We start from the raw sequence: 25,966 nt of genomic DNA on the forward strand, positions 1-25,966 counted from the left end.
GCATGGCTCCGGGGCGGGCCGTGCTTGCCTTCTAATGCGATGTCGCCGCGCCTTCGAAGAAGCGGCGTCACGGTCGAGACAGACAGCTTTCGGGCTTTGATAGGGACGATGACCAATCGCCAGGTGTGTTTCGGCACATACCGGCGAAGCACGGTCCTTAAGCTGCCACGGCTCGGCCGAACGATCGCGTTCGTTTCCAATGGGATCCGAACAACGTTTGGCAGGGCATCGGCAATAGCATCCAACGCGTCGCAGAGCCTCAGCTTTCGCCTCAATCGATCGCGTCTGCGCCCGCCCAACCCAGGGAACGCCTTCCATGAGGGGGTGAGCCCGCGCTGCGTTCCTCGTTCATTCGCCACCTGCTGATTGCGCCGCCGACACAAAATCGTGCGGCCTGACATAGATCAGGGCGAGGGGGCGGCGGCTGCGCAATTAGTGCGCTGCGGATTTGGCATCCACCAGATTCGAGATCGGGATCTGCAATGAAATTCGGCACAGAGATCGTCCTTCTAAGCGTGTTCGCTTTTGCGGCCCTGGTGGCCGCCGGCTTCGGCGTGGATGAACCTTTCCGCCGACATATGTGGGTGTTGTTCTTCGCAGTGGCTGGTTTCACTGCGATCCTGTTGCGCAACACGGAGTTCAAGCCAGCAGCTCCGATTGACCCATCCGCTTACATGGATGGTCCGATCCGCTACGGCGCGATCGCCACCGTGTTCTGGGGTGTCGTCGGGATGCTGGTCGGCGTGGTGATCGCGCTTCAGCTCGCCTATCCCGATCTCAACATCCAGCCCTGGTTCAATTTCGGCCGTTTGCGGCCGCTGCATACATCCGGTGTCGTCTTCGCCTTCGGTGGCAACGCGCTGCTTTGCACGTCTCTGTATGTCGTGCAGCGCACCTGCCGCGCCCGCCTCTTCGGCGGTGATCTCGCCTGGTTCGTCTTCTGGGGCTACCAGCTGTTCATCGTCATGGCCGCGACCGGCTATCTGCTCGGCATCACCGAGGGCCGCGAGTACGCCGAACCCGAATGGTATGTGGATGTCTGGCTGACCATCGTCTGGGTCGCCTACCTCATTCTGTTCCTTGGCACGATCCTGAAGCGCAAGGAACCGCATATCTACGTCGCCAACTGGTTCTACCTGTCGTTCATCGTGACCATCGCGATGCTGCATGTGGTCAACAACCTGTCGATGCCAGTCTCGTTCCTGGGCTCCAAGAGCTACTCCGCCTTTTCCGGGGTCCAGGACGCGCTGACCCAATGGTGGTACGGCCACAACGCGGTCGGCTTCTTTCTCACCGCCGGCTTCCTTGGCATGATGTATTATTTCGTGCCCAAGCAGGCGAACCGGCCAGTCTATTCGTACCGGCTGTCGATCGTCCATTTCTGGGCGATCATCTTTCTCTACATCTGGGCTGGCCCGCATCACCTGCACTACACCGCCCTGCCAGATTGGGCGCAGACGCTCGGCATGGCGTTCTCGATCATGCTGTGGATGCCGTCCTGGGGCGGCATGATCAACGGCCTGATGACGCTGTCCGGCGCCTGGGACAAGCTGCGCACCGATCCGATCATCCGCATGATGGTGATGGCCGTCGCCTTCTATGGCATGTCGACCTTCGAAGGCCCGATCATGGCGATCAGGGCGGTCAATTCGCTGTCGCATTATACCGACTGGACCATCGGCCACGTCCATTCGGGCGCGCTCGGCTGGGTTGGCATGATCTCGTTCGGCGCAATCTACTACATGGTGCCGAAGCTCTGGAACCGTCACCGGCTCTACTCGCTGCGGCTCGTCACCTGGCACTTCTGGCTGGCGACACTCGGGATCGTCGTCTACGCCTCGGTCATGTGGGTGTCAGGCATCATGCAGGGCCTGATGTGGCGTGAATACGACCAGCAGGGCTTCCTGGTCTATTCCTTCGCCGAAACCGTCGCTGCCATGCACCCATACTACGTCATGCGCGCCATCGGTGGGGCCATGTACCTCTCCGGCGCCCTGATCATGGCCTGGAACATCACCATGACCATCCTCGGCCACCAGCGCGAGGAGGAGCCGATGCCGAGCCCCGTCGCCATCCGACCTGCGCGATCAGGAGCCAGGTAATGGGCTTGATGGACAAACACGCAATCATCGAGAAGAACGCCACGCTTCTTCTCGTTGGCTCGCTGCTCGTGGTGACGGTCGGCGGTATCGTCGAGATAGCGCCTCTCTTCTATCTCGACAATACGATCGAGAAGGTGGAAGGCATGCGCCCCTATTCGCCGCTCGAACTTGTCGGGCGCAACATCTATATGCGCGAGGGCTGCTTTCTCTGCCATAGCCAGATGATCAGGCCGTTCCGCGACGAAGTTGAGCGCTATGGCCACTACAGCCTGGCTGCCGAGTCCATGTACGATCACCCCTTCCAGTGGGGATCGAAGCGCACCGGGCCGGATCTCGCCAGAGTTGGCGACCGCTACTCGAATGCATGGCATGTCGCGCATCTTACCGACCCGCGCTCGGTGGTGCCGGAATCGATCATGCCGAGCTATGGGTTCCTGAAAGACACGCCGATCGACGTGAAGGATTTCTCGACGCATCTGGTCGCCAACAGGCGTGTAGCCGTCCCTTACACCGATGACATGATCGCGCACGCCAATGCGGATCTGGCGGCGCAGGCCGATCCCAATGCCGACACATCAGGCCTTGAGGCGCGTTACCCCAAAGTCAAGATCGGCGACTTCGACGGCAACCCGCAACAGGTCACCGAAATGGATGCCCTGCTCGCCTACCTGCAGATGCTTGGCACACTGGTCGACTTCAAAAATTACGACGAAGCCGCCGGCTACCGCTGAGGAGAACGCTGATGACCTACAATTTGATGCGGGCGTTTGCCGACAGCTGGGGCCTGGTTGCGATGGCGCTGTTCTTCGTCGGGTGCATCGCCTTTGCCCTACGCCCCGGCAGCCGAAGGCTGGCCGACGAAGCTGCCCGCATTCCGCTCGAGGACGAGTGATCATGAGCGACGAGCACATCGATGAGGTCTCCGGCGTCTCAACCACCGGCCATGAATGGGACGGCATCAGGGAGCTCAACAATCCTCTGCCGCGATGGTGGGTGATTACCTTCTACGTCACCATAGCGTGGGCGCTCGTCTATACGACCGCATACCCGGCATGGCCGATGCTGACCTCGGCAACCAAGGGCATGCTCGGCTATTCAAGCCGTAAGGACGTCAAGAACGACCTTGCCGCGGCCGAGGCCGCCAAGGGCAAGTATGTTGCAGCCATCCAGGCAAAGAGCGTCTCGGAGATCTTGACCGACGATGCCTTGCGCGAATTCGCGGTCGCTGCCGGGGCTGCCGCGTTCAAGGTCAACTGTACGCAATGCCACGGCTCCGGCGCTCAGGGATCGAAGGGCTTTCCCAACCTGAATGACGATGACTGGCTCTGGGGCGGCAGCCCCGACCAGATCAAGCAGACGATCACGCACGGCCTCCGCTTTGCTTCCGATCCGGACACGCGACTGTCAGAAATGCCGGCCTTCGGCGACATCATCACCGCCGACCAGATCGCACAAGTCAGCGCCTACGTGGCCAGCCTTTCCGGCAAGGTCCGCGATGCAAGTCTGATCCAACCCGGCGCCAAGGTCTTTGCCGAGAACTGCGTCGCTTGTCACGGCGACAATGCAAAAGGCAACAGGGAATTCGGCGCCCCCGACCTGACTGACGCGATCTGGCTTTACGGGTCCGGCGAGACGGCCATCGCCGCCCAGGTTCGTGCGCCAAAGCAGGGCGTCATGCCGGCCTGGGTTGGCCGTCTCGGCGAGATCAAGGTCAAGGAACTTGCAGTTTATGTCCATTCGCTTGGCGGCGGAGAATAGGAATGGAAGCCCTATTCTTCGGTCACCCCTGCCAAGCGGACGAGGCCCGGCGCGCGCCGGGCCTCGACACCATTCCTAATGCGATCTGCACAACCCGGCAAGGCTGTCCTACCGCGAGGCTTTTCGACAGGTGCCCCTGACATTGGCTGGGAAAGTGGAGTTGCACGTGCGTGACAAGACGCAGTTGACACGGCTCGAAACAGAAACTGTCAATGCCGCCAAAACCCGCAAGCCCCTTTATGCCGCGCGTCAAAAGATCTTTCCGAAGCGCGCCTCGGGCAACTTTCGCCGCTTCAAATGGCTGGTGATGACGATCACACTTGGCATCTATTACCTGACTGCGTGGCTGCATTGGGATCGTGGCCCATTTGCCCCGGACCAGGCCGTGCTGCTCGATCTCACCAATCGGCGCTTCTACTTTTTCTTCATCGAGATCTGGCCGCAGGAATTCTTCTATGTGGCCGGCCTCCTGGTCATGGCCGGTGTTGGACTTTTCCTGATTACCTCTGCTGTCGGCCGTGCCTGGTGCGGCTATGCATGTCCGCAGACCGTGTGGGTCGATCTGTTCCTTGTCGTCGAGCGTGCGATTGAGGGGGACCGCAACGCCCGCATGAAACTCGATGCCGGCCCCTGGACCGCCCGCAAGCTGATGCTGCGGGTCTCGAAACACGCCATCTGGCTTGTCATAGGGGCGGCGACCGGTGGCGCCTGGATTTTCTATTTCGCTGATGCACCAACACTTGTGGGCGAGCTTTTCACCGGTACCGCCGCACCTGTCGCCTACATCACCATCGCCGTGCTGACGGCGACGACCTACACCTTCGGCGGCCTGATGCGCGAACAGGTCTGCACCTATATGTGCCCATGGCCGCGCATCCAGGCAGCCATGCTCGATGAGAATTCGCTCACCGTCACCTACAATGACTGGCGCGGCGAGCCGCGATCGCGCCACGCCAAGAAGGTGCAAGCCTCGGGGCAGTCCGTCGGCGACTGCGTCGACTGCAATGCCTGCGTCGCGGTCTGCCCAATGGGAATCGACATTCGCGACGGCCAGCAGCTCGAATGCATTACCTGCGCGCTGTGTATCGACGCCTGCGACGGCGTCATGGACAAGCTCGGCAAGGAGCGCGGGCTGATCTCCTACGCGACGCTCTCCGACTACAACGCCAACATGATGCTGGCGACCGCAGGCGGCTCCAGTTCAATCAATCCGTCGCTGGTCAGGACTGCTGTCGGCACCTTCTCCGATCAGGTGGCGCATTTTCACATTCGCAAGATCTTCCGGCCGCGCACCTACGTCTACATGGGCTTGTGGTCGCTGATCGGGCTGGGCCTGCTCTATTCGCTGCTGACGCGCGATCGGCTAGAACTGAACGTGCTGCATGACCGCAATCCGCAATTCGTCACACTATCCGATGGCTCCATCCGCAATGGCTATAGCGTCAAGCTGCTCAACATGATCCCTGAGCTAAGGACAATCGTCGTCACCATGCAGGGTCTGGAGGGTGCCGACATGGTCGTCGACGGCGACGACATCCCGGCCGGCCGGTCTTTCGCCATCCCGGTCGAACCCGACCGCCTGAAAACGTTGAAGGTCTTCGTTCGCCAACCGGCGGACCAGATCCACGCCCCGGCACAGACCTTCAAGTTCCGTGTCGAGGATAAGGCGAACTTCGAGTCGAACGAGTACGCCGCCACATTCAACGCGCCAGAGGCCGCCAAATGACCGCCAATGCCCAAAAGCCTCGCGAATTCACCGGCAGGCACATGCTGGCCATCATTCTCACCTTCTTCGGGGTGGTCATCGCGGTCAACCTGACCATGGCCACGCTCGCCAATACGAGTTGGACCGGCCTCGTCGTCGAGAACACCTATGTGGCCAGCCAGCAATTCAACAAGGAGGCCGAGGCCGGCCGCGCTCAAGCAGCGCTCGGTTGGACCGGCAAGCTGACCATCGCATGGGGCGAAGTCCGCTACAGCCTCTCCGACGCTGCAGGCAAGCCGGTTCCTCTGCACAGCGTCAAGGTGCTGTTTCGTCATCCCGCCTACGAGAAAGAGGACAAGTCCGTCACGCTCGCCCTCGCCTCCGGCCAGGAGTTCGCCGCCCAGCATATGCCGAAGGACGGCGTCTGGATCGTCGAAGTCGACACCGATGCCGGCCTGACACGACCCTATCGCGACGTCCGCAGGATTATGATTTCTCATGGAGCGCTGCAATGAGCTGTTGTGCACCGGGCGCTGAAATGGCGCTGGATCTGAACGGCGCCACGTCGGTCCTGCCATCCAGCCAGGAGATCAGGTTGGCGAGCCGATCGCTTGGCGATGATCTTCGGCAGACCGATCTTTCAGTGCCGACGGTTCATTGCGCCGCCTGTATCCAGACGATCGAGGCGGCACTTGGAAAGCTCGATCACGTCGAAAGCGCGCGCGTCAACCTGTCGACGAAGCGGGTCGCGGTCCGGTGGCGAGGAGACGAGGTGCCACCCTTCGTCGCCGCGCTTGGCAGGCTGGGCTACGAGGCGCATCTGTTCACACCCGAGGTCGATGACAAGGACAAGACGCTTGCCGAACTGATCCGCGCTGTCGCTGTTGCCGGCTTTGCGGCGGGGAACATCATGCTGCTTTCGGTCTCTGTCTGGTCCGGCGCCGAAGGTGCTACCCGCGACCTGTTTCACTGGGTCTCGGCGCTGATCGCCATTCCTGCCCTCGCCTTCGCCGGCGGAATCTTCTTCCGTTCGGCCTGGAATGCTTTGCGCCATGGTCGCATGAATATGGACGTGCCCATCGCGGTCGGTGTTTCGCTCGCCTATGCCATGAGCCTCTATGAGACGATCAATCATGGCGACCACGCCTATTTCGACGCGTCGGTATCGCTGCTGTTCTTCCTTTTGATCGGGCGCACGCTGGATCATGTGATGCGGGAGCGTGCCCGGACTGCCGTGAAGGGCCTGTCTCAGATGGCCGCGCGTGGCGCCATGGTGATGCGCGGCGACGGCGCGCGCGACTATCTGCCGGTCGGCGAGATCGAACCAGGCATGCGGTTGTTGATCGCGGCCGGTGAGAGGATCCCCGTCGACGGCAAGATCATCCAGGGAACGTCGGATCTCGACTGCTCGCTGGCCTCAGGCGAAAGCACGCCGAAAAACGTGGCGCCGGGCGAAGCAGTACAGGCCGGCGTGCTCAATCTTACCGGCCCGCTGACGATCCAGGCGACAGCCGCCGCAAAGGATTCGTTCCTGGCGGAGATGGTTCGGCTGATGGAATCCGCCGAGGGCGGTCGCGCGCACTATCGCCGCATCGCTGATCGCGTGTCGGCACTCTACGCGCCCCTGGTTCATCTCACCGCCTTCGTGACATTCCTGGGCTGGATGGCGGCGACCGGCGACTGGCACCGGGCGATGACGATCGCCATCGCTGTTCTCATCATCACATGCCCCTGCGCGCTCGGCCTCGCCGTGCCGATCGTCCAAGTGGTCGCGGCGCGGCGGCTTTTCGAGAGCGGTATCATGGTCAAGGACGGTTCGGCCATGGAGCGCCTCGCGGCGATCGATACTGCCGTGTTCGACAAGACCGGCACGCTCACGCTCGGCCAGCCCCGGCTGGTCAATGCGGACTCGATTGATCCGGGCATGCTGGCAATCGCCGCCGACATGGCCGCGCATTCGCGTCACCCGTTTTCAAAGGCCATGACCGGCTTTGCCGCTCCTGGCGGGCAACACAAATTCGATGCCGTCACAGAGCATCCGGGGTTCGGGATCGAAGCCACTGTCGCCGGAAGCACCTGGCGGCTGGGTCGACGCGGATGGGCTGGATGGAAGGCCCGGACCGGAGGTGAAGGCAAACATGGCTATGGTGGAACGGCCCTGACAAAAGACGGGTTCATTGTCGCGACCTTCGATTTCGAGAATGCGCTGCGCGCCGACGCGGCGGCGGCGATCAAGCGATTGAACGATGCCGGGGTGTCGATGCAAATGCTGTCGGGCGATACCGCCGCAGCCTGCGCCGAAGTGGCAAAGCTGCTGGATATCGACGACTTCGTTCCGTGCCTGCTGCCATCGGGCAAGCTCGAACGCATCGAAACCCTCGCGAAAGTTGGGCACAAGGTTCTGATGGTTGGCGACGGCCTCAACGATACGCCGGCCCTGAGCGCGGCGCATGTCTCGATCGCACCGGCCACCGCCGTCGACATTGGCCGCAACGCGGCAGACTTCGTCTTCCTGCGCGAAAGCCTCCTGGCGGTGCCGCTCGCCCTGGGCGTCTCGCGCAAGGCAGGAAACCTGATCCGGCAGAACATCGCAATCGCAATCGTCTACAATGCGGTGGCAGTACCAATCGCCATCCTCGGGCACGTCACGCCTTTGATAGCGGCGATTGCCATGTCTGCCTCATCGCTGCTTGTTATTGGAAACGCATTGCGCTTGCACGGCTTCATGGCGAATGCGACGGTGCAAGTTATTCAAAAAGTCAGACGCTCCGCAGTCGGCTATTCGGCACAATCCTCGTGACGACCTTGCTCTATCTCATACCAGTGGCCCTTTTTCTGGGTGCACTGGGCCTGTCCGGCTTCGTCTGGGCATTGCGAAGCGGTCAATACGAAGATCTCGACGGAGCCGCCGAGCGGATACTAATTGATCGGGACGACAAACCGGGACGCTGATTTCAATCCGCTGTGCATAAGATGCGCGGATCCCGCTCGTCAGTCGAGCCGGCTCGGTCGGAGCAAGCTGTCCATGCTCCATGACCAGCTTGACCTAAGCTGCGCACTACATTGATTTGTGAAAATCCACTGTCGTGCGAAGGACTGCCTTCCCATGCACCCAGTATGAGGCGGCTGATGCCGCGAGAGTACCTCGCGCGGCCGGACGAGCTTCGCACTGTGCGCACGGGTAACAAGTTGAGCGTCGCGATCGATCACCCGAGCGTGAACTACCAGTGCCGGTTGATCGTGCCCTGGCTGATCCAGATCAGGGTCATATTCGCATCAGTGGTGCTTTATAGGCCAGTCTTCGAAGGAGAATGCATGACTTATGTATCGCGGCCAGACGCGTCCACCTCTGATGGGGTTGCATGCTTCATTGCCGATCCATGCCAATTTCCGGCCCTGCGCCTTGCAGCAATGCGGTCACCGAAACTCAGCGCAGATCACGGTGTTCCGCACGTGGTATCCACTCGTCACGACGATAATAATAGGCAGAATCCCATGAGCGCCGTTCACATCATCGACTGCCACAACGCGAATGACTACTTCGCCGACAGGGCGGACGGACCGATCACACAGAAGATGCTAAAGACTGTCAACATCCGCGCGGAGCTCCACATTGCTTTGGACCGAAAGCATTTTCGTGAGGCTGTAGTCCAAGCGAACAAGGCGAAGTGCGACGTGCTTCACATCGCTGGGCACGGCAATGGAGACGGGATCGCTTCGTCCAGTGGGCGAGGTAGCCTTCTTTGGGCTGACTTCGTAGAAATGTTCCAAGGCTCGGATCCAGCGCCGAAGATCCTCGTGATGTCAATGTGCTGCGGAGCATCATACGCGTTGGGCCGTGCGTTTTCGAGATCGGCCAAGCGCCCGACGTTGATCATTGGTTCGAGTGACGCGCGCTATTTCGACGACTATGTCGCCGCGTGGGCTTTGCTCTATCGGGGACTGAATTGCAAGGACATCGACATCGAAGCCATGCAGCAGGTTCTTGATGAGATATGCGCGGTCGTGCACGGAAACTTCCGCTACCTTGGCTGGGACGAGGAGCGAGAGCGCTATCTCTTATATCCTCGTAGGAAGGACCGCTTCAACGTCGTGGAGCGTGAGTAGTTATGCGCACGGGTTCCAGGTGGAATGTGGCGATCGATGCGGCGCGGCCGTGGCTGACCAGCGTCGCGAGTGTCTCGCTTGCTGGCGGCGATCTGCGCGGCTGCGCGGCGAAAGGGCGGGATCGGTTAGCCGCATCCACCTCTGAGCGGGTTGCGTGCTTCGTTGCCGATCCATGCGAATCCCCCGGCCCAGCGCCTTTAGGCAATGCGGCGGGCACGGAGCTCAGCGGATGTCAGTCGGCTCAGTTCCACCGTTACACGAGGATAGCCGACGGGATGGCGGCACGCTGATGGGCTCTGACGACAATTTTGACATCGTTGTCGTTGGAGCCGGGCCGGTCGGCCTTTCGTTCGCTGCGTCGCTTGCCCAAAGCGAACTCAAGGTGGCAGTTGTTGAACAGAACACATTCGATAGTCTGGCGAATCCGGCTTTCGATGGTCGCGAAATCGCGCTGACCAACGCTTCGATCAGAACCCTTCGCGAGCTCGGCGCCTGGGATGTCATCCCGGCTTCGGACAAATCAGCAATTCAAGGCGCGCGCGTGCTCAACGGCTCGAGCGCATTCGCTCTTCGTTTCGATCCTCCCAGCAACTCTGGAGAACCGCTGGGGGTTTTGGTTCCAAATTGCCGGATCCGCGAGGCGCTGTTCAAAATCGTCCGCTTGCAGGATCGCGCCCGGCTGTTGTGCGGCCACTCGGTCGTCGATGCAACAAACAGCCAAGAAGGAGCAGTCGTAACGCTCTCTAATGGCGCGCGTTTAACTGCTCGGCTTGTTGTTGCCGCGGATTCGCGTTTGTCCGCCACGCGTGATCTGCTGGGCATCGGCGCCGATATCAACCGGCTTGGCCACTCGATGCTGATTTGCCGAGTGAGGCACGAGCGCGCCCACCACCAGATCGCCATCGAATGGTTCGATCACCATCAGACGATAGCGATATTGCCCCTCGCGGAGGGCGTGTCGTCGCTGCTGCTCACATTGCGCTCAAACGAGGCCTATAGACTGCTTGCCTTCGATGACGATTTGTTCCTGTCGGAGTTGACGAAACTGTGTCGAGGGCGCCTTGGAAAAATGACCTTGGCAAGCAAGCGCCATACCTATCCGCTGGTCACGACCTGGGCGCACAAATTCCGGGCCCCGAGCGCCGCACTCATCGGCGACGCTGCCATCGGCATGCACCCGGTGACCGCTCACGGATTCAACATCGGTCTCAGCAGCCAGAAGCAACTCGCCCGTGGAATCATGACTGCGTGCCGCGACGGCCGCAATGTTGGCGACCCCGACATGCTGCACATATACGAAAGGCGGCTGCGCCTGTCGGCGGCGCCGCTCTACCATGCAACGAACATACTGGTTGGACTCTACTCCAGAGACCACCTGGCGGCACGGCTTGCAAGGCATCTGGGGCTTCGCTTTGCCCAACATGTTCCCCTTGTCCGGCATGGGATTTCGGCGGAGCTCCAGCGGTGATACTGCACCAGCAGTTGCATTTTGCGCGATGTGCTGGGCGAGCGATGGGAGAGAGTGCATCATGCGCCGGAGTAATCCTGCTCCCGACGCTGATCTCCGATTGAAGAATTAACCCCGTCCTTCAGGGGGGCTGCATAGGCTGCGGACAAGCAGGAGTAAGCAAGCTGACCCGTCCAGCCCTGGAAAAAGAAGATCCGCTGGAGGCGAGAATCCTTCAGGACCAGCTCGCTGATCTGAGGGCAGGCCTTTTCGTCTCAATGCCGATAAGCATTGTGCTGTCCGGGCTGATTTTGACCGTGCAGGCCCTTTCCGGGAACGGTCTTGCTGGCGCGGCCTGGTTTTCGGTCGTTAATGCGATAAATGCCGCCCGCCTTGCACTCGCCCGTCATCAGCTGGAGGAACCCGGAGTCCAGGATGATCTGACACGGGTTTGGCTGCGGCTTCGCTGGTTTGGCAGGCTTGCTCTTCTGGCGGGATTCACCTGGTCATTCCTTGCCGTCCTAACGGCTGGGTACACGACGTCTCAAGCATCGCTGCATCTAATAATTCTGGCGGGCATTTCAGCTGGCGCGGTCACGTACGGCAGCTCATATGCTGCGGCAGCGATATACTTCATCACACCGCCACTCCTCATTGCCGCCGCATGCTTGCTGACGAAGGGAACCCTGGAAAACTACATTCTGGCTTTTGCCGTCCTGCTTTTCGAGGGCGGCCTGGCTCGAGCCTCGTTCGTTGGACAAGCGCGCTTCCGTGACGCGAGCCGCCTGAGACATCAAGCCGAGCGGCTTGCCGCGGAAATGGAGCGCAATTCCAGGGAGGACCATCTTACCGCGCTCCTCAACAGGCGCGGCCTCGAACATGCAATCGATCAGTTTGAGAACACTGATGGGCCCTTTGTGGCCATGCTGATTGATCTGGATGGGTTCAAATCTGTCAACGATACCTACGGTCACAGAACGGGTGACGAGCTGCTTGCCAGGATCGCCCGCCGAATAGAGGAAGAAGCACCGGAGGGCTCAACGCTCGCCCGCATCGGTGGCGATGAATTCGTGCTGGTTTTTTCCTCGCTTAGAAATTCGCCTTCTCCCAGCAATCTCGCATCCAATCTCATATCCAAGCTTGCTCGCCCCTATCCTGGCGTCGCCTCCGTCCGGATCGGGGCATCCATAGGAATATACTCGGCTAAAAACCCGGGGCTGACGGAAATGTTGTTGCGGGCGGACATCGCCCTTTACACAGCTAAGCGCCGTGGCAGGAACGAATTTTGCCTGTTCGATGCCGAGCTCGACCGGGAACTGCAACGCCGCCAGTCCATCGAACGCGATCTTCATTCGGCGATAAAGACGAGAAGCTTGGGCCCTTGGTTCCAGCCAATCGTAAGACTCGACACCGAAGCTGTGATCGGTTTTGAAGGGTTGCTAAGGTGGTCCCATCCGATTCACGGTTCCATCTCTCCGCCCGAAATCATGACAGCGGCACGCGAAACCGGAATGCTCCAGCTGCTAACTCAAGCTGTATTTTCCGAATGTTGCGCTTTTATCGACGCCTTGGTGAAAGCTGACTGTCGTGATGTTCGTGTGGCGATGAACGTTTCACCGCGCGAATTGGAGGCCGGCGATATCGACGAAATGGTTCTGAATGGTCTGGCGGCAAAGGACCTCCCTGCAACGATGTTCGAAATTGAGATAACAGAAGAATCGCCCGTGGACCCGGACAGGGTCGATGAAAAGCTCGGACGGCTTTCACATGCCGGCATTTCCATCGCGCTCGATGACTTCGGCACCGGCTTTTCCACGTTGGCATCGCTCAAGGGCAGTCGGATAAGGAAGGTGAAAATAGACCAGGGCTTCATTCGCGGTTTAGCCAAATCGCGGGAGGATCGGCTGCTTGTCAAAACCGTGATCGATCTTGGTCGGACGCTCGGGATCGAGGTCATGGCCGAGCGCGTCGAGACAGAGGCGGATCGGCAAACTCTGCACAAGCTTGGCTGCAAAACCGCTCAGGGCTTCCTGTTCTCCAAGGCGGTGCCACTCAGCCAAGCGCTTGGTTTGGCAGTTAAAGAGCGCCAGGAGTTGTGACCGGCATCCGCCATTCGCTCACGCGCGCCACCTCGCCGGGTTCAGCGGTATCCTGCAAGTGGATGGCTACTCGGCCTATACCAACCTGGTCAAGGCACGGGACAAAGCCGGCAGCAATGAAACAATCCGGCTCGCCGGGTGCTGGGCTCACCTGCGGCGCAAATTCTACGACCTGCACATCAGCGGGATCTCGCAGGGCCGCGACGGGTTCGATCACCGCCATGACCGAATTGTGGAAGGTCGAGACAAGGTTCGTGGCAAGGATGCTGGAAGCCGCGCCGCGCTGCGTCAGGAAAAGTCCGTGGCCATTGTCGCGAGCCCCTTCGATCTATGGGAAGCGGAACTGGGCAAGGTCTCGGGGAAATCCAAAACCGCCTTGCGGGGCTGACCTTCCATCTGGTCCGTGGTTAGCTGATAGGCGGTTTATTTGTCGTGCAACGTGCTCTTTCAGCCTAAGCTGCTCCACGCGTGGGGTACCAAATGTCAGACTTTCACCACTAGGAAATCGCGAACGGGCGCGGCGCTTACTGGCCGCATTGCCGCAAAATAGCGTCGGAAGGTGGGATCGGCGTGACGTTGTTACTCAGAGTGAGTGGTCCCGAGAGTTGAGGGCAGAATCGAAATTCGCGTGTTCCTATAGCACATCTCCGATCGGGGGCCATCGCCACGAGCAGCAGATGAGGCAATGCGCAGCTTGGTCGATCGACAGAGTGATGCGGCACGACATCCATTTCCTACCAGCCCATTCCCCCCGATACAGCCGCGCGTCTACTCGAACCTAGAGCTGTCGAGCATGAGCAAACACCGTCCTTGTTGTGTTCTGAGAACTCCAGCTTTACCTCGCCGAATGGCAGCTCGGAAATGATGCAGTCAAAAGTGTGCATACCGCGGCAGCGACCACATTGTTTCAGTCTTTTCAACAGCGTAAGAATCTGACGGTATTTTTGACGGTACTCACTGGTTGTGTGACTTAAATTAAGTAATTGAAACAATCATGTACGGCCTTAATTGATGATTGAGTGGGAGTGAGGCGACTCGGCGGCCATATCGTAGGTTGAAAGATTCGGTAGGCCCTCTGCTCTTCGCTATAGTTGATCAAGGTCAGGGTGCTCTCTTCGTTCAATTTGGATGCGGTCGCTCGGGAAGCAAATAGAGTTCGAGTTTGCGGGGTACTCTGGCGCACTATGGAGTGCAATTGGGAGGCTCTCAGAGCCCTTCAGATGTCGCCGAACGAGGGCGCGGTTAGATCCAGCCGATAGGCGATGACCTGCTTGTCACCCGACGCCCTTTCCAAGGTGAAGATATCAGATGCGAGCAGGTCCTATCTGGGGCAGCGGACAAAGCCGCTTCTCTCATACTGGTGGCACGCGACCTTCATAACGCGGCCGTATAGTGCTCACGAGCGCCACGACGGCTGGCCGCCTCGAGGCATCTATTCAAAAGCAGGCGGCCGAACCCGCGGCCGCGCATCTCCGGATGGGCCGCAAGCGTCGGGTCGCCTGCCCAGCCATGCGGAAGGCCAAGCCCTTGCGCACGCTCGTTTCCATCGATTCATGGAGAGTCGCAGCGACGTAGCCTGCGTAGCCCAACAGATATTCACAAATTTGCTCACGCGACCTGCGGAGTTGTTCTACAATCTCTGGGCAGGCCCTATGACAAGGACGGCGAAGTCGCTTCCAAGGGCAAGGTCGATGACATGCTGATGGTGAGACTGAAGGAGCACGACTTCTTCAAGCGGCCGATCCCGCGGAGCGCCTGGCGTCTCGACTTCGGCTCCTCCTGTCACGAGCGTAACCGAATATGCGGCTTAAGGAGTCGAGCCAACCTGGCCTTGATGGAGGATCGGCGGAAGGACAGGCATACGGCTCGAAGACCACAACTGTCAGGAGGGGAACCGCCAGGCGAAAGACACGGCTAGCCTACCGTATCCCTGCCCAATGATATCTATGTCCTTGAAAAGGCATTGGAATCTATGACATCAGGGTGAGCGAACCAACAAAGGGAGGAAACCAATGTACCACCTTGGAAAACTTTTGAGCCCACTCCTTCTTGGCGCAATGGCCATGGCCGGCGTCGCGGCGACCGGGCCTGCGGCAGCGCAGAAAATGTATGACGGCGTCACGGTCAGGATCATGACCCGACCCGGACCGGTTATTGCCCAGCGTCTCGTCGAGCGCGGCAAGGAATTCACCGAGATGACCGGGGCGAAGATCGAGGTCGCCGAGGTCCCGTTCGCGGAGCTGTTCCAGAAACTTCTCACCGACTGGGCGACCGGCACCAACTCCATCGATGTCGGCGTCTTTGCTTCGAGCTGGGCGCCCGAATATGTCGACGCCGGTCTACTCCAGGACCTGACCGACTATGTCGCGAAGGACACCAAGATCGAAATCAACGACATTGCTCCGTTCTTCCGCGAATATAACCAGAAGGTCGGCGGCAAGACCTACCTGATCACCGTCGATGGCGACTTCCAGATGGTCTATTACCGCAAGGACATTCTGGACCAGATGGGCTTGAAGCCGCCGCGCACGTGGGACGAGTATCATGCGGTTGCTGCTGCGACCGACGGCAAGGACCTGAACGGCGACGGCACGCCGGATTTCGGCTCTTGCATGTTCAAGAAGCGGAACGCGCAGTCATACTTCGCCATCATGTCGATCGCTGCCGCCTACGTTCAGACTCAGGGCACCTCTGAGGGCATGTTCTTCGATCCCGCGACCATGAAGCCCTTGGTCAATAACGAAGCCTGGGCTGAGGCCTTCAAGATCTACAAGAAGAACGGCGAATACGGACCACCCGATGAGCTCAACCACGACATCGGTGACACCCGGGCACTCGTCACGACTGGTCGCTGTGCATTGGCCATCGACTGGGGCGACATCGGCCCCCTGTCTCTCGACCCAGGCGGCGAGGCCATCAAGAACAAGATGGGCGCCACCGTCATGATGGGCACCAAGAAGGTGCTCGACAAGGCCACCGGCAAGCTCGTCGACTGCGATGCCACCCGTTGCCCGCATGCGATCGACGGCATCAACTACTCGCCGTTCGCGGCGTTCGGTGGCTGGACCGGCGGGATCAACGCCAAGGCTGACGACAAGGTGAAACAGGCCGGCTATAACTTCCTGTCCTACATGAACCAGGCGGCCCAATCGAATGTCGACGTGACGATCGGCTGGACTGGTTACAACCCGTACCGCAACTCGCAGCTAGACAATCTCGAGCCGTGGATCAAGGCCGGGTTCACAGAGGAGTCAGCCAAGAACTATCTTGGCGCCATCAAGGACAGCCTGAACAACCCGAACATGGCCTCGGACCTCAAGATCCCGGGGACCGCCGAGTATCAGGGCGTCGTGCTTGACCGCGAGCTCGCTCGCTTCCTTGCCGGCGAGATCACGGCTGAAGAGGCGGTGGCGAACGTCGAGACCGGCTGGGAAGAGATCACAGAGCGTTTCGGCCGGGACGAGCAGAAGAACCTGTACAAGTCTTCGCTCGGCATCACAAACTGAGGGTTGAGGGTCAGTGACCTCCGGTACCGGAGCAACGACAACCAGTCGGCTGGGGCGTGTCGCCCCGGCCGGCCTCAATGCTTCCGTCACGACGAGGGCGAGGCTGAACGAGTGGCTCGACCGCCAGTCGCGCCAGCTTTTCATCGCTCCCGCCGTGATCATGATTCTCATCTTCTCAGTGTTCCCGACGATAGCGTCGCTGGTGCTCGCCTTCTCCAACATCCGCCTCAGGGCCGGTTCCTATCAGGTCCAGTTCGTCGGCCTGAGGAACTTCCGGAAGCAGTTCTTCGGCACCGAGCAGTTCCATTTCCTCGGGACCTTCACCAGCATCAGCCTGCTCGGCTGGATGGTCACGATCGCGAGCGCGGCCAGCCTCATCTGGTGGCTCTACCGTTATGCCAAGCGAGACTTCACGATCCTCGGCTTTATTGGCCGGCTGATCACCGCCAGCATGGGATTCGGACTGGCGCTTCTCTTTTCCGCGACGCTGTTCAGCGGCAATCCGTTCGGCACGCTCGGCGTGACCATCTTCTATGTGATCGTCGGGTGCACCATCCAGTTCCTGATCGGCCTTGGCCTCGCCGTTCTTTGCGCACAGCCGATCAAGGGCCGGACCTTCTTCCGCGTCGTCTTCTTCATCCCCTTGATGATCACGCCGATCGGCATCGGCTACAGCTTCCGCATGCTGGCGGACACGACCAAGGGTCCGTTCTCGCCGGTTTGGCAGTGGATCGGCCTCGGTGACTTCGGCTGGGCTAACCATGCCTGGACTGCCCGCTTGTTCATCGTGATCGGCGATTCCTGGCAGTGGATCCCGTTCATCTTCGTCATCCTGCTTGCGGCGCTTGAGAATGTTTCCCGTGATCAGGTGGAAGCCGGCCAGGTCGACGGTGCCAGCGGTTGGCAGGTGTTCAAGGAAATAACCTGGCCGCAAATTGCGCCGGTTGCCGCCACGGTGATGCTGATCAGGACCATCGAGGCCTTCAAGCTTGTCGACCTCCCCAACATCATGACGTCCGGAGGCCCCGGCATCGCGACCGAGTCAATGACGCTTCATTCATTCTTTGCATGGCGGGCGCTGAACCTCGGGGATTCTGCGGCGATCGCCTACCTGCTTCTGTTCGTGACGGTGGTGTTGTGCGTCTCCTTCTTCAATCTCCTCGTCCTCAAGCGACTGAGGCCGGCATGATCACGCAAAACATCCGGATGTCACCCCGGAGATCCCTGCTCAGGCGGTGGTTCGAGCCGAAGTCGATCAAGAAGATGGCGCCGGCCACGGCCGTCATCGTCTACGGCCTCCTGATCCTTTGGGCGGTGTTCGTCCTGTTTCCGCTCTATTGGCTCCTGATCACGTCGTTCAAGTTGCCAGCCGACGTCAACGCCGGCCCGGTCTACCTGCCCTGGATCGACTTCACGCCGAGCCTGCATGCATGGCGCGAGTTGTTCGTCTTCGATTACGAGGACACGCTGAGGGCCTACATCAACTCGCTCATCATCGCGCTTCTCGCCACAGTCCTTTGCGTCACCATCGGCTCGATGGCCGCCTATGCCTTGGGGCGTATTCAGTACAAGCCCAAATTCGCGACGATCGTTCTCTTCGTTCTCTGCTTGGTCGCGATGGCGGTGGTGGTCGGCCGTTGGGGGGTCGATTGGCGCCTGTCGCTTGCCGTCGCGCTCGCGGTCTTCTTCGTTCTCGCCCGCGCCGTTGGTCGCCATTTCAAGGCCACGCTGGGGAATGGAGATATCCTCTTCTGGATGATCTCGCAGCGCATCCTGCCGCCGATCGTCGCCGTCATTCCGATCTACATGATGTTTCAGAGCGTTCGGCTGCTCGACACCCACATCGCGCAGATCCTGGCCTACGCGGTAGTCAACCTGCCGATCGTCGTCTGGCTGATGCACGACTTCTTCGTCACCATTCCGACCGACCTCGACGAGAGCGCGCAGCTCGACGGCGCCACCCGCTTTACCACCTTCGTCGAGATCATCCTGCCCTTGGCGAAGCCCGGTCTCGCGGCGACGACGCTGCTGGTGCTGATCCTGTGCTGGAACGAGTATCTGCTGTCGCTGTTCCTTTCGACGTCCAATGCGCAGACCATGCCTATCCTGGTCGCCGCCATGAATGCGGGCGAGCGCGGCATCCTGTGGTGGAGCATGGCGGTGGTCATCATCGTCATGATCTTTCCGGTCGTACTGATGGCGCTCGTCCTTCAGCGCTTCATTTCCAGGGGGATACTGTTGGGGGCGGTGAAGGGATGAACGTGGAAGAGAGGGGCATCGACACCGGTCATCGGGCGCAGCGGCTGTCGCTGCGCGGCCTGAACAAATCGTTCGGTGCGGTTCACGTCGTCAAGGATCTCAGTATCGACGTTGCGCCGGGTGAGTTTCTGGTGCTGCTCGGGCCCTCCGGTTGCGGCAAGACCACCGGGCTTCGGATCATAGCCGGCCTGGAAACCGCCGATTCTGGCCAGGTGGTGCTCGGCGATACCGACGTCACCGACATGCTGCCGAAGTACCGCGACGTGGCGATGGTGTTCCAGTCCTATGCCCTCTATCCGCACAAGACCGTCGCCGAGAACATTGATTTCCCGCTGAAGGTCCGTGGTGTGTCGAAGCAGGAGCGGGAGCTCGCTGTCCGCGACGCTGCTGCGCAGGTCCATATGGAGGATCTCCTCGACCGCTACCCGCGCCAGCTGTCCGGCGGCCAGCGTCAGCGCGTGGCCCTGGCAAGGGCCATCGTGCGACGGCCCTCGGCCTTCCTGATGGACGAGCCGCTTTCCAACCTCGATGCGAAGCTCCGCGGCTTCATGCGCGCCGAGCTCAAGCGCATGCAGCACCAGCTCGGGGTGACCACCGTCTACGTCACCCACGATCAGGTCGAGGCCATGACCCTTGCGCATCGCGTTGCGATCATGGACCGCGGTGTGCTGCAGCAGATCGGCACCCCTCGCGAGGTCTATGATCGCCCGGCGAACCTGTTTGTCGCCGGTTTCATGGGCTCGCCGCCGATGAACTTCCTGCGCGGGCGGATCGAGAACAATCGCTTCGAGAGCCAAGGCGTGAGCCTGCCGGTGGCACCAGATAAGGAAACCATGGCCAAGGATGTGGTCATGGGCTTCCGCGCGGAAGACGCCGACATCGTCAAGCCCGGCGCTGGTCTGTTCGATGCTACGGTCTACGCCGCCGAGCCTACCGGCGACGTGACGTTGGTCACGCTCGTGGTGGGCAAGGAGAGCCTGTCGGTCAAGATGCCGAAGGATTACGACATCGACTTCGACAAGGCTGTCGCCGTGCACTTTCCGCTCGATCGAGGTTTTCTGTTCGACGCCCATTCAGGTGTGCGCCTGGCGGCCCGGCTCGTGTCCGTATCCTGACCGATTCTTGCAGGCTCCAAGCCTGCATCTGGTGAACTAGTCTAAGTGCAAGGCGTTGACGGCTACCCTAGGCGTCAAAACCATTTCTGACGGTATGTTCTGGAGCATCCAACAGGGGCCGGGCCACGCCACGTGAATCAGCGTGCTGACGGTATTTTCCAACGGCCTAAGCTTTGAAACTATGAGAAAAATGCAGTTCAAGGAGCGATGTCTACTCGGACCGTATTTTACTCAAGTCGATGGTATTCTGGTTGCGCGGATCGATCACAGATCAAGGCGACCGCAGGCTGCGGCGCCGCCTGAAGCTCCTTCGGAGCTACGGCTACGAGCGCAATTGGTTGGTGGTGAGCCTAGTTGGTCTTCAACTGGCCGATGCGGTTTTCGGCGATCCATCGTGCGGCGAGCACAAGGGCGCCCATGCTGAAATCCTTGCCGTGCTTGGTCACCATTTCTTCTGACAGTTTGGCGAGCCGTTCGAAAAATTCGTCCTTGCTCTCATCCTCGGGGGTGGCTTCGGTTTGCATTTTTTCCTCCTGTTTCATGCGCTCTGCCTTTGCTATTTGAACATCTGCGCGGGAAAGGTGACAATCGCGGCAGTGCCGTCGACGGCGCCCACCGCCAGATGACGTCCGTCGCCGGACCAGGCGAGCGCGGTGACTGCGCTGCCCAACGGCCTGATGAGAACCTCCTCGGGTGATCCGATCTGGGCGATGGTGATACGGCCGTTGGCATAGCCCGCCGCAATCAGCTTCTTCTCCGGATGTGCCGTCACCGCCTCGACCAGGACCAGCCCGGCGCGACCTGTCTCCAACGCGCCCGAGGTTTCGCCGCCAACCGGCGGGGCGGCCATCGACCAGCCGGCTATCCGGAAGGCGCCCGAAGCAAACAGCGCATTCGCGGTTGGGCTCCAGCAGACTGTCCGAACCGGCGATGGAAATCCCGCGACAATGCCGGAATGGCCATCGGCCATGCTGACCAGGGCAAAGCCCCCTGTTTCGAGCCCGCAGGCCAGCCATGTGCCGTCGCCGCTCCAGCGGATCGTAGTCGGCCGCGCCGATAGGGAAAACTCGCGTATAGGGCGAGCGTCGTTGCCGCTCGACCAGATCGACAGTCCCTTATCCCCGCCGCAAACGAGGTGCCACCCGCCCGGCGAGAAGGCGAGCGCGTCGGCGGACGAAGTCGTACCGCGTCGCAATTTTGTTGCATCGCCTTGGCCGCGCGACAGGAAGACGTCATGCCCATTGCTGACCGCTATCGTGTCCGCTCGGGCGCTGTGGTCGATGGCCACGATTGGTCCGTCGATCATGACCAGGGGCTCCATGCATTCACCCCCAGGGGTCAGATGCCGCACTTCTCCGCTGGCCGCGCCGACCAGAAAGCCGGAATTCAGATGGGCAGCGAGAGGAACATCGCCATCTCCGAATGCCGCCGTGGCGATCAAAGGCACTGGAGACCTCTCTCTTGGTCGGATCGACGTCTGTCCGAGATCATTGCTTACCCTGATCCGCGACTCCGGCGGCTCCTGGTCCGCGACCGCAGCTATCGCGACCGTTCCGTCGACGCATGCGAAGGCGACAGTCGAGCCGTCGGCGCTGAAGCGCAGATCGGCGACCGCCGACGGACGACGCCAGCTTCGCGCCAGCAGGTCGAACAAGGTCAGGTTCTGTATCGCGTGCTGGTTCATGGCCATTCCTTTCGTCAGTTTCCATCAGTCGCCGCGAGGCTGCTGTCGACGTCCTTGATGTCGCCTTCCGCAGCGACGATGCGTTCCTCGCACGCCGCACATTCGTGCATGATTGCCGCGCCTCTCTCTTCGGCTTCATGCAAGTCCTGCACCAGTTGCGCGCTGCCGCCGCTCCTGCCGATCTCAAGTTCAAGGCGGAGCACGTCCATCTCGATACCGGCGCGTTTCTGATTGAGCCGCAGCGCCTCGGCAGTGAGCGCGGAGACTTTGGCGACAAGATCGAGCCGGCGGGCGAGCAGCGCGTCACGCCTGGCGGTATGGGATTCTCCTGTCATTTTTCGCTCCCCAAAGGTCCGGGCGGTTTTTCGAAAGCCGACAGCAATTTGGGCAATGTGCCGGCTTGTGATTGAAACTGTTTTTCGGCCGTTTCGATGTGGCTCTTGAACTGATCCCAGATGTCGACGCGGATCATCGATGTCGTATCGCCGGTGAGGCGCTCGATCTCGTCGACGCGGAACTGGCGTGACAGCGAAACGCCGGAAAACACGAAGTCCCGCAACAGGGTCGCATGGTTCTCGATGAACAGATGGATCATCGGATGCGTGTTCGTGGTGACGCCGCCGGCGGCAAGCTCGGCCCGGATGAAGTCCTGGAAGTGGCTCTGGAGGCGATGTTGGCTCTCGCCCATGAAGCGCATGACAAAGACCAGATCCCGGGGCATCAGCCTGACAAGATCGCCGGTGACGCCCTCGGCCTGGCTGGACAGTGGCTCGGACAGTGCCCGGCGGCCCTTATCGTTTGGCATGTCTTTTCTCCAGTGCGAGGCCCGTCCATGGCCCATCCCCTTCAAATAGTAGAGAAAGACGAACAATTGAATAGATGATATGTTTTTTCGTGTTTGCTGCGTATGCTAACTAAACATATTGCGTCTGCGAATGGACGTTAAATATTACAGGCGTACATTACAATTGTAAAAGAACGTTACAGTTGGTTCGCTGCTCATGGGCCAAAGAGCAGCGATTTTTGTTTTGAGCGGGGCGGCCATGGGGCTGTTTTCAAGTTGGCACGGCGCTTGCTTTGTTCATTTCCACAAGAAGCCCATCGCGCTTGACGCGGTGCCAAAAGAACGAAGGAACGGAGGAAGCAGGTCACGTCCGCTTCGATACGCCTATCCGCAAATGCGGTTGGCGCCGCGGTGCCTGCCAGACGACTCCAACACCTTTGCCGCGATCCACTTGAATGGCTGGGCCATGAGTCGCGCCTGAACGCGCAACCCTTTGTCGTGCCGTTCGCACTCTCACTGGCGGCGCTGTGCGCCGCTTCACGCCGGGGTCAAGGGACCTGCGGCTTAATCCTGGTGGAGGCTTATGACCATGACGTCTCTGACGCTCAACAAGATTACCTCACAACGCGGAATCTCCGTGGGCGAGGCAACCAAGAAGATTGCCGATCTCGGCTGGAATCCTTCCTACGTCCAGGAAGCGATGACGTTTCCGACGGACTACAAGATCAACAAGACGCCGCGCGACCCGATGAAACAGGTTTTGCGGTCGTACTTCCCGATGCAGGAAGAGAAGGACAACCGTGTCTACGGCGCGCTGGACGCGGCATTGCGCGGCGACATGTTCCGCAATGTGGAACCGCGCTGGGTCGAGTGGATGAAACTCTTCCTGGCGATCATTCCCTTCCCGGAAATCTCCGCCGCCCGCTCGATGGCGATGGTCGCCCGCATTGCACCTGGCGAGGAACTTCGAACCGGCTTCACCATGCAGATGATCGACGAGTTCCGCCACTCGACGATCCAGATGAATTTGAAGAAATGGTACATGGAGAACTACATCGATCCGGCGGGCTTCGACATCACCGAGGAAGCCTTCGGAAAATGCTACGCCACCACCATCGGCCGGCAGTTCGCGGAAGGCTTCATCACCGGCGACACCATGACCGCAGCTTGCATGTACCTGACAGTGGTCGCCGAGACCGCCTTCACCAACACGCTGTTTGTCGCCATGCCTTCGGAAGCGGCCCGCAACGGCGATTATGCGCTGCCCACCGTCTTCCTGTCGGTGCAGTCCGACGAGAGCCGGCATATCGGCAATGGCCACTCGCTTCTGATGGCAGCGCTCAAAGAGCCGGAAAATCACCTCTTGCTCGAGCGCGACCTGCGATACGCCTTCTGGCAGAACCACGCGATCGTCGATGCTGCCATCGGCACCTTCATCGAATACGGCACCACCAACCGCGACAAGAACAAGGAGTCTTACGCGGAAATGTGGCACCGCTGGATCTATGAGGACTACTATCGCACCTACATGCTGCCGCTCGAGAAATACGGCATCAAGGTCCATCACGACGACGTCCAGGCGGCGTGGGAACGCATCACCAAGAAGAACTACGTTCACAAGGTCGGGCAGTTCTTCGCGGTCGGCTGGCCGGTCAACTTCTGGCGCATCGAGGCCCAGACCGACAAGGACTTCGAGTGGTTCGAGCACAAGTATCCGGGCTGGTACGCCGAGTTCGGCGACTTCTGGAAATGGTACGCCAAGCTCAGCCACAAGGGCGAGAAGGTGCTGCTGTTCAACAGCGACGTCGGCTACGTCTACCCGCACCGCTGCTGGTCCTGTCTCGTACCCTGCCTGATTCGCGAGGATATGGTTGTTGGCGAGATCGACGGCCAGTTGCACACCTTCGCCCATGAACTCGACAAGTGGACCGCCACCGTGGCGTTCGCCGACGAGTATCAGGGCCGTCCGACGCCCGCCATGGGCCGTTTCAGCGGCAAGCGCGAATGGGAGACGCTGTATGACGGCTGGGATCTGGCCGATGCCATCAAGGACCTGAACTTCGTCCGCTCCGACGGCAAGACGCTCGTCCCGCAGCCGCATATGCGCTTCGACGACAAGGAGATGTGGACGCTGGACGACGTGCGCGGCAACACGCTCGGATCGCCGTTGAACGCGCTCCGCGCCATGACCCCGGAAGCACGCTCGCAGCACCTGGCGGACTACGCCAAGGGCTTCACGATCAACCCCTGCAACTGATCAGACCAAGGGGCGGGCTCGTCCCGCCCCTCTTTTTCACTGGAGGTCCGTATGTCGGAAACCCACACGGTCAGGCTCAGCCCGGTCAACGTCGAATTCGACGTCGAGCATGGCGAAACGGTGCTCAACGCCGCTTTCCGCCAGGGCATCGCCCTGCCGCACGGCTGCAAGGAAGGGCAATGCTCGGCCTGCAAGAGCGTGTTGCTCGATGGCGAAGTCGACATGCTCAAATACTCGACCTTCGCGCTGAACGACATGGAGAAGGAGAGCGGCCACGTGCTTTTGTGCCGCTGCATCGCCTACTCCGATCTGGAAGTCGAGCTTCTCAACTACGACGAGGAGATTTTGGCGAAAGCGATCGCCGTGAAGACGTTCAAGGGCCGGATTGCTCTGATTGAGCACCTAACCCACGACATTCGCGGCATCGAGATCGAACTCGGCTCGCCGATAAAGTTCTGGGCGGGGCAATATGTCGACATCACGGTTACCACGGAAAAAGGGGAGACGATTACGCGCTCGTTCTCCATGGCAAATACGCCGGACCAAACCCAAAAACTCTGCTTCATTATCAAAAAATATCCTGAGGGAAAATTCTCCGGAGAACTCGATTCCGGAGGAATCAAGGTTGGAGCCAAAGTCACCGTCGTTGGACCCTACGGAACCTGTTTCCGTCGGGAAGAACGGCAAGGACCCCTAGTCCTGGTGGGCGCCGGCTCGGGCATGTCGCCGATCTGGTCGATCCTCAACGACCATCTGAAGAGCGGCGAGAAACGTCCGGTCTATTTCTTCTACGGTGCCCGGACGCGCAACGACCTGTTCTACCTCGAAAGGATCGCCGAGCTGGTCGGCCAGCATTCGGAAGTCACATTCATTCCCGTGCTGTCGCACGCGATTGATGATGCCGAATGGCAAGGCGAGCGCGGCTTCGTACACCAGAGTGTCGACGCCAAGCTCAAGCACCTGGCGGTCGACGGGCAGGGCGATGTCCATGCCTGCGGCCCGCCGCCGATGATTGATGCGCTTCAGCCGGTTCTGTTCATGAACGGGTTCGAGACCGAGCGGATCTTCTTCGACAAGTTCACCACATCGACAGGTGCTACGCCGACCCACTGAGGGGGCCGTCACGCAACTGCAACCACAACT

General features: G+C 60.2%; 22 protein-coding genes. 18 read left to right on the plus strand and 4 right to left on the minus strand.

Annotated elements, in window-relative coordinates; all coding sequences use genetic code 11:
- Positions 1-482 precede the first annotated feature (482 nt).
- The 16 genes from ccoN (at position 483) to EN807_RS24455 (ending at position 20,098) form a co-directional block, all read left to right on the plus strand.
- The gene (gene ccoN, locus EN807_RS24370) at positions 483-2,102 is read left to right on the plus strand and encodes a cytochrome-c oxidase, cbb3-type subunit I (protein WP_091595783.1); all 1,620 of its coding nucleotides are present in this window, start codon (positions 483-485) and stop codon (positions 2,100-2,102) included.
- Positions 2,102-2,833 (plus strand): cytochrome-c oxidase, cbb3-type subunit II, encoded by a 732-nt coding sequence (gene ccoO, locus EN807_RS24375; protein WP_091595781.1) that lies wholly within the window; start codon positions 2,102-2,104, stop codon positions 2,831-2,833. Before ccoN ends, ccoO begins: the two co-directional genes overlap by 1 nt.
- Positions 2,834-2,844: 11 nt before the next feature.
- Positions 2,845-2,994, plus strand: coding sequence for a cbb3-type cytochrome c oxidase subunit 3 (locus EN807_RS24380; protein ID WP_024502864.1), 150 nt, complete (start codon positions 2,845-2,847; stop codon positions 2,992-2,994).
- Between the two features lie 2 nt (positions 2,995-2,996).
- The gene (gene ccoP / locus EN807_RS24385) at positions 2,997-3,860 is read left to right on the plus strand and encodes a cytochrome-c oxidase, cbb3-type subunit III (RefSeq protein WP_029354960.1); all 864 of its coding nucleotides are present in this window, start codon (positions 2,997-2,999) and stop codon (positions 3,858-3,860) included.
- A 166-nt stretch (positions 3,861-4,026) separates the two neighbouring features.
- The gene (gene ccoG, locus EN807_RS24390; protein ID WP_127208035.1) at positions 4,027-5,586 is read left to right on the plus strand and encodes a cytochrome c oxidase accessory protein CcoG; all 1,560 of its coding nucleotides are present in this window, start codon (positions 4,027-4,029) and stop codon (positions 5,584-5,586) included.
- Positions 5,583-6,080: a FixH family protein gene (locus tag EN807_RS24395; RefSeq protein WP_029354964.1), complete on the plus strand. Its 498-nt coding sequence runs from the start codon at positions 5,583-5,585 to the stop codon at positions 6,078-6,080. The genes ccoG and EN807_RS24395 overlap by 4 nt, the downstream gene beginning before the upstream one ends.
- Complete coding sequence (locus EN807_RS24400; RefSeq protein WP_091595777.1) at positions 6,077-8,365, plus strand: cation-translocating P-type ATPase; 2,289 nt, start codon at positions 6,077-6,079, stop codon at positions 8,363-8,365. The genes EN807_RS24395 and EN807_RS24400 overlap by 4 nt, the downstream gene beginning before the upstream one ends.
- On the plus strand, positions 8,362-8,517 hold the full coding sequence (ccoS, locus tag EN807_RS24405) for a cbb3-type cytochrome oxidase assembly protein CcoS (protein ID WP_084831491.1): 156 nt from the start codon (positions 8,362-8,364) through the stop codon (positions 8,515-8,517). The genes EN807_RS24400 and ccoS overlap by 4 nt, the downstream gene beginning before the upstream one ends.
- A 237-nt stretch (positions 8,518-8,754) precedes the next feature.
- Positions 8,755-9,672, plus strand: a complete 918-nt coding sequence (locus EN807_RS24410) for a hypothetical protein (RefSeq protein WP_135936994.1) — start codon at positions 8,755-8,757, stop codon at positions 9,670-9,672.
- Positions 9,673-9,958: 286 nt separating this feature from the next.
- A complete protein-coding gene (gene ubiM / locus EN807_RS24415) occupies positions 9,959-11,140 on the plus strand; it encodes a 5-demethoxyubiquinol-8 5-hydroxylase UbiM (RefSeq protein WP_189350574.1) in 1,182 nt (393 codons plus the stop codon).
- 257 nt (positions 11,141-11,397) lie between these two features.
- Positions 11,398-13,218, plus strand: a complete 1,821-nt coding sequence (locus EN807_RS24420; protein WP_246684323.1) for an EAL domain-containing protein — start codon at positions 11,398-11,400, stop codon at positions 13,216-13,218.
- Positions 13,184-13,606, plus strand: a complete 423-nt coding sequence (locus EN807_RS35695; protein WP_259979747.1) for a transposase — start codon at positions 13,184-13,186, stop codon at positions 13,604-13,606. Before EN807_RS24420 ends, EN807_RS35695 begins: the two co-directional genes overlap by 35 nt.
- A gap of 1,645 nt (positions 13,607-15,251) precedes the next feature.
- Positions 15,252-16,724: an extracellular solute-binding protein gene (locus tag EN807_RS24440; RefSeq protein WP_246684324.1), complete on the plus strand. Its 1,473-nt coding sequence runs from the start codon at positions 15,252-15,254 to the stop codon at positions 16,722-16,724.
- Positions 16,725-16,737: 13 nt separating this feature from the next.
- A complete protein-coding gene (locus EN807_RS24445) occupies positions 16,738-17,913 on the plus strand; it encodes a sugar ABC transporter permease (protein WP_135936998.1) in 1,176 nt (391 codons plus the stop codon).
- The gene (locus tag EN807_RS24450; protein ID WP_135936999.1) at positions 17,910-18,983 is read left to right on the plus strand and encodes a carbohydrate ABC transporter permease; all 1,074 of its coding nucleotides are present in this window, start codon (positions 17,910-17,912) and stop codon (positions 18,981-18,983) included. Before EN807_RS24445 ends, EN807_RS24450 begins: the two co-directional genes overlap by 4 nt.
- Entirely contained in the window at positions 18,872-20,098 is a 1,227-nt protein-coding gene (locus tag EN807_RS24455; RefSeq protein WP_348640263.1) for an ABC transporter ATP-binding protein, read from the plus strand. The genes EN807_RS24450 and EN807_RS24455 overlap by 112 nt, the downstream gene beginning before the upstream one ends.
- A 350-nt stretch (positions 20,099-20,448) precedes the next feature.
- Here EN807_RS24455 and EN807_RS35700 read toward each other — a convergent pair whose 3' ends face one another.
- From EN807_RS35700 to EN807_RS24470, 4 genes are read right to left on the minus strand one after another with little or no spacing between them, the layout of a single operon-like run.
- Complete coding sequence (locus tag EN807_RS35700; protein WP_164783628.1) at positions 20,449-20,622, minus strand: hypothetical protein; 174 nt, start codon at positions 20,620-20,622, stop codon at positions 20,449-20,451.
- A gap of 32 nt (positions 20,623-20,654) precedes the next feature.
- Complete coding sequence (locus EN807_RS24460; RefSeq protein ID WP_189522569.1) at positions 20,655-21,782, minus strand: WD40 repeat domain-containing protein; 1,128 nt, start codon at positions 21,780-21,782, stop codon at positions 20,655-20,657.
- A 14-nt stretch (positions 21,783-21,796) separates the two neighbouring features.
- Entirely contained in the window at positions 21,797-22,117 is a 321-nt protein-coding gene (locus EN807_RS24465; RefSeq protein ID WP_065011873.1) for a hypothetical protein, read from the minus strand.
- Entirely contained in the window at positions 22,114-22,587 is a 474-nt protein-coding gene (locus EN807_RS24470; protein ID WP_135937001.1) for a hypothetical protein, read from the minus strand. The genes EN807_RS24465 and EN807_RS24470 overlap by 4 nt, the downstream gene beginning before the upstream one ends.
- 568 nt (positions 22,588-23,155) lie before the next feature.
- On the opposite strand from EN807_RS24470, the gene EN807_RS24475 reads away from it, so the two are divergent.
- Both EN807_RS24475 and EN807_RS24480 read left to right on the plus strand, forming a co-directional pair.
- Positions 23,156-24,823: an aromatic/alkene/methane monooxygenase hydroxylase/oxygenase subunit alpha gene (locus tag EN807_RS24475; protein ID WP_135937002.1), complete on the plus strand. Its 1,668-nt coding sequence runs from the start codon at positions 23,156-23,158 to the stop codon at positions 24,821-24,823.
- A 51-nt stretch (positions 24,824-24,874) separates the two neighbouring features.
- Positions 24,875-25,936 carry a 2Fe-2S iron-sulfur cluster binding domain-containing protein gene (locus EN807_RS24480; RefSeq protein ID WP_135937003.1) on the plus strand — a complete coding sequence of 354 codons (1,062 nt, stop codon included), beginning with the start codon at positions 24,875-24,877 and terminating at the stop codon, positions 25,934-25,936.
- The last annotated feature ends 30 nt before the right edge of the window (positions 25,937-25,966 follow it).

It is taken from the genome of Mesorhizobium sp. M5C.F.Ca.ET.164.01.1.1 (assembly GCF_004792125.1).
GTDB lineage: Bacteria > Pseudomonadota > Alphaproteobacteria > Rhizobiales > Rhizobiaceae > Mesorhizobium > Mesorhizobium wenxiniae.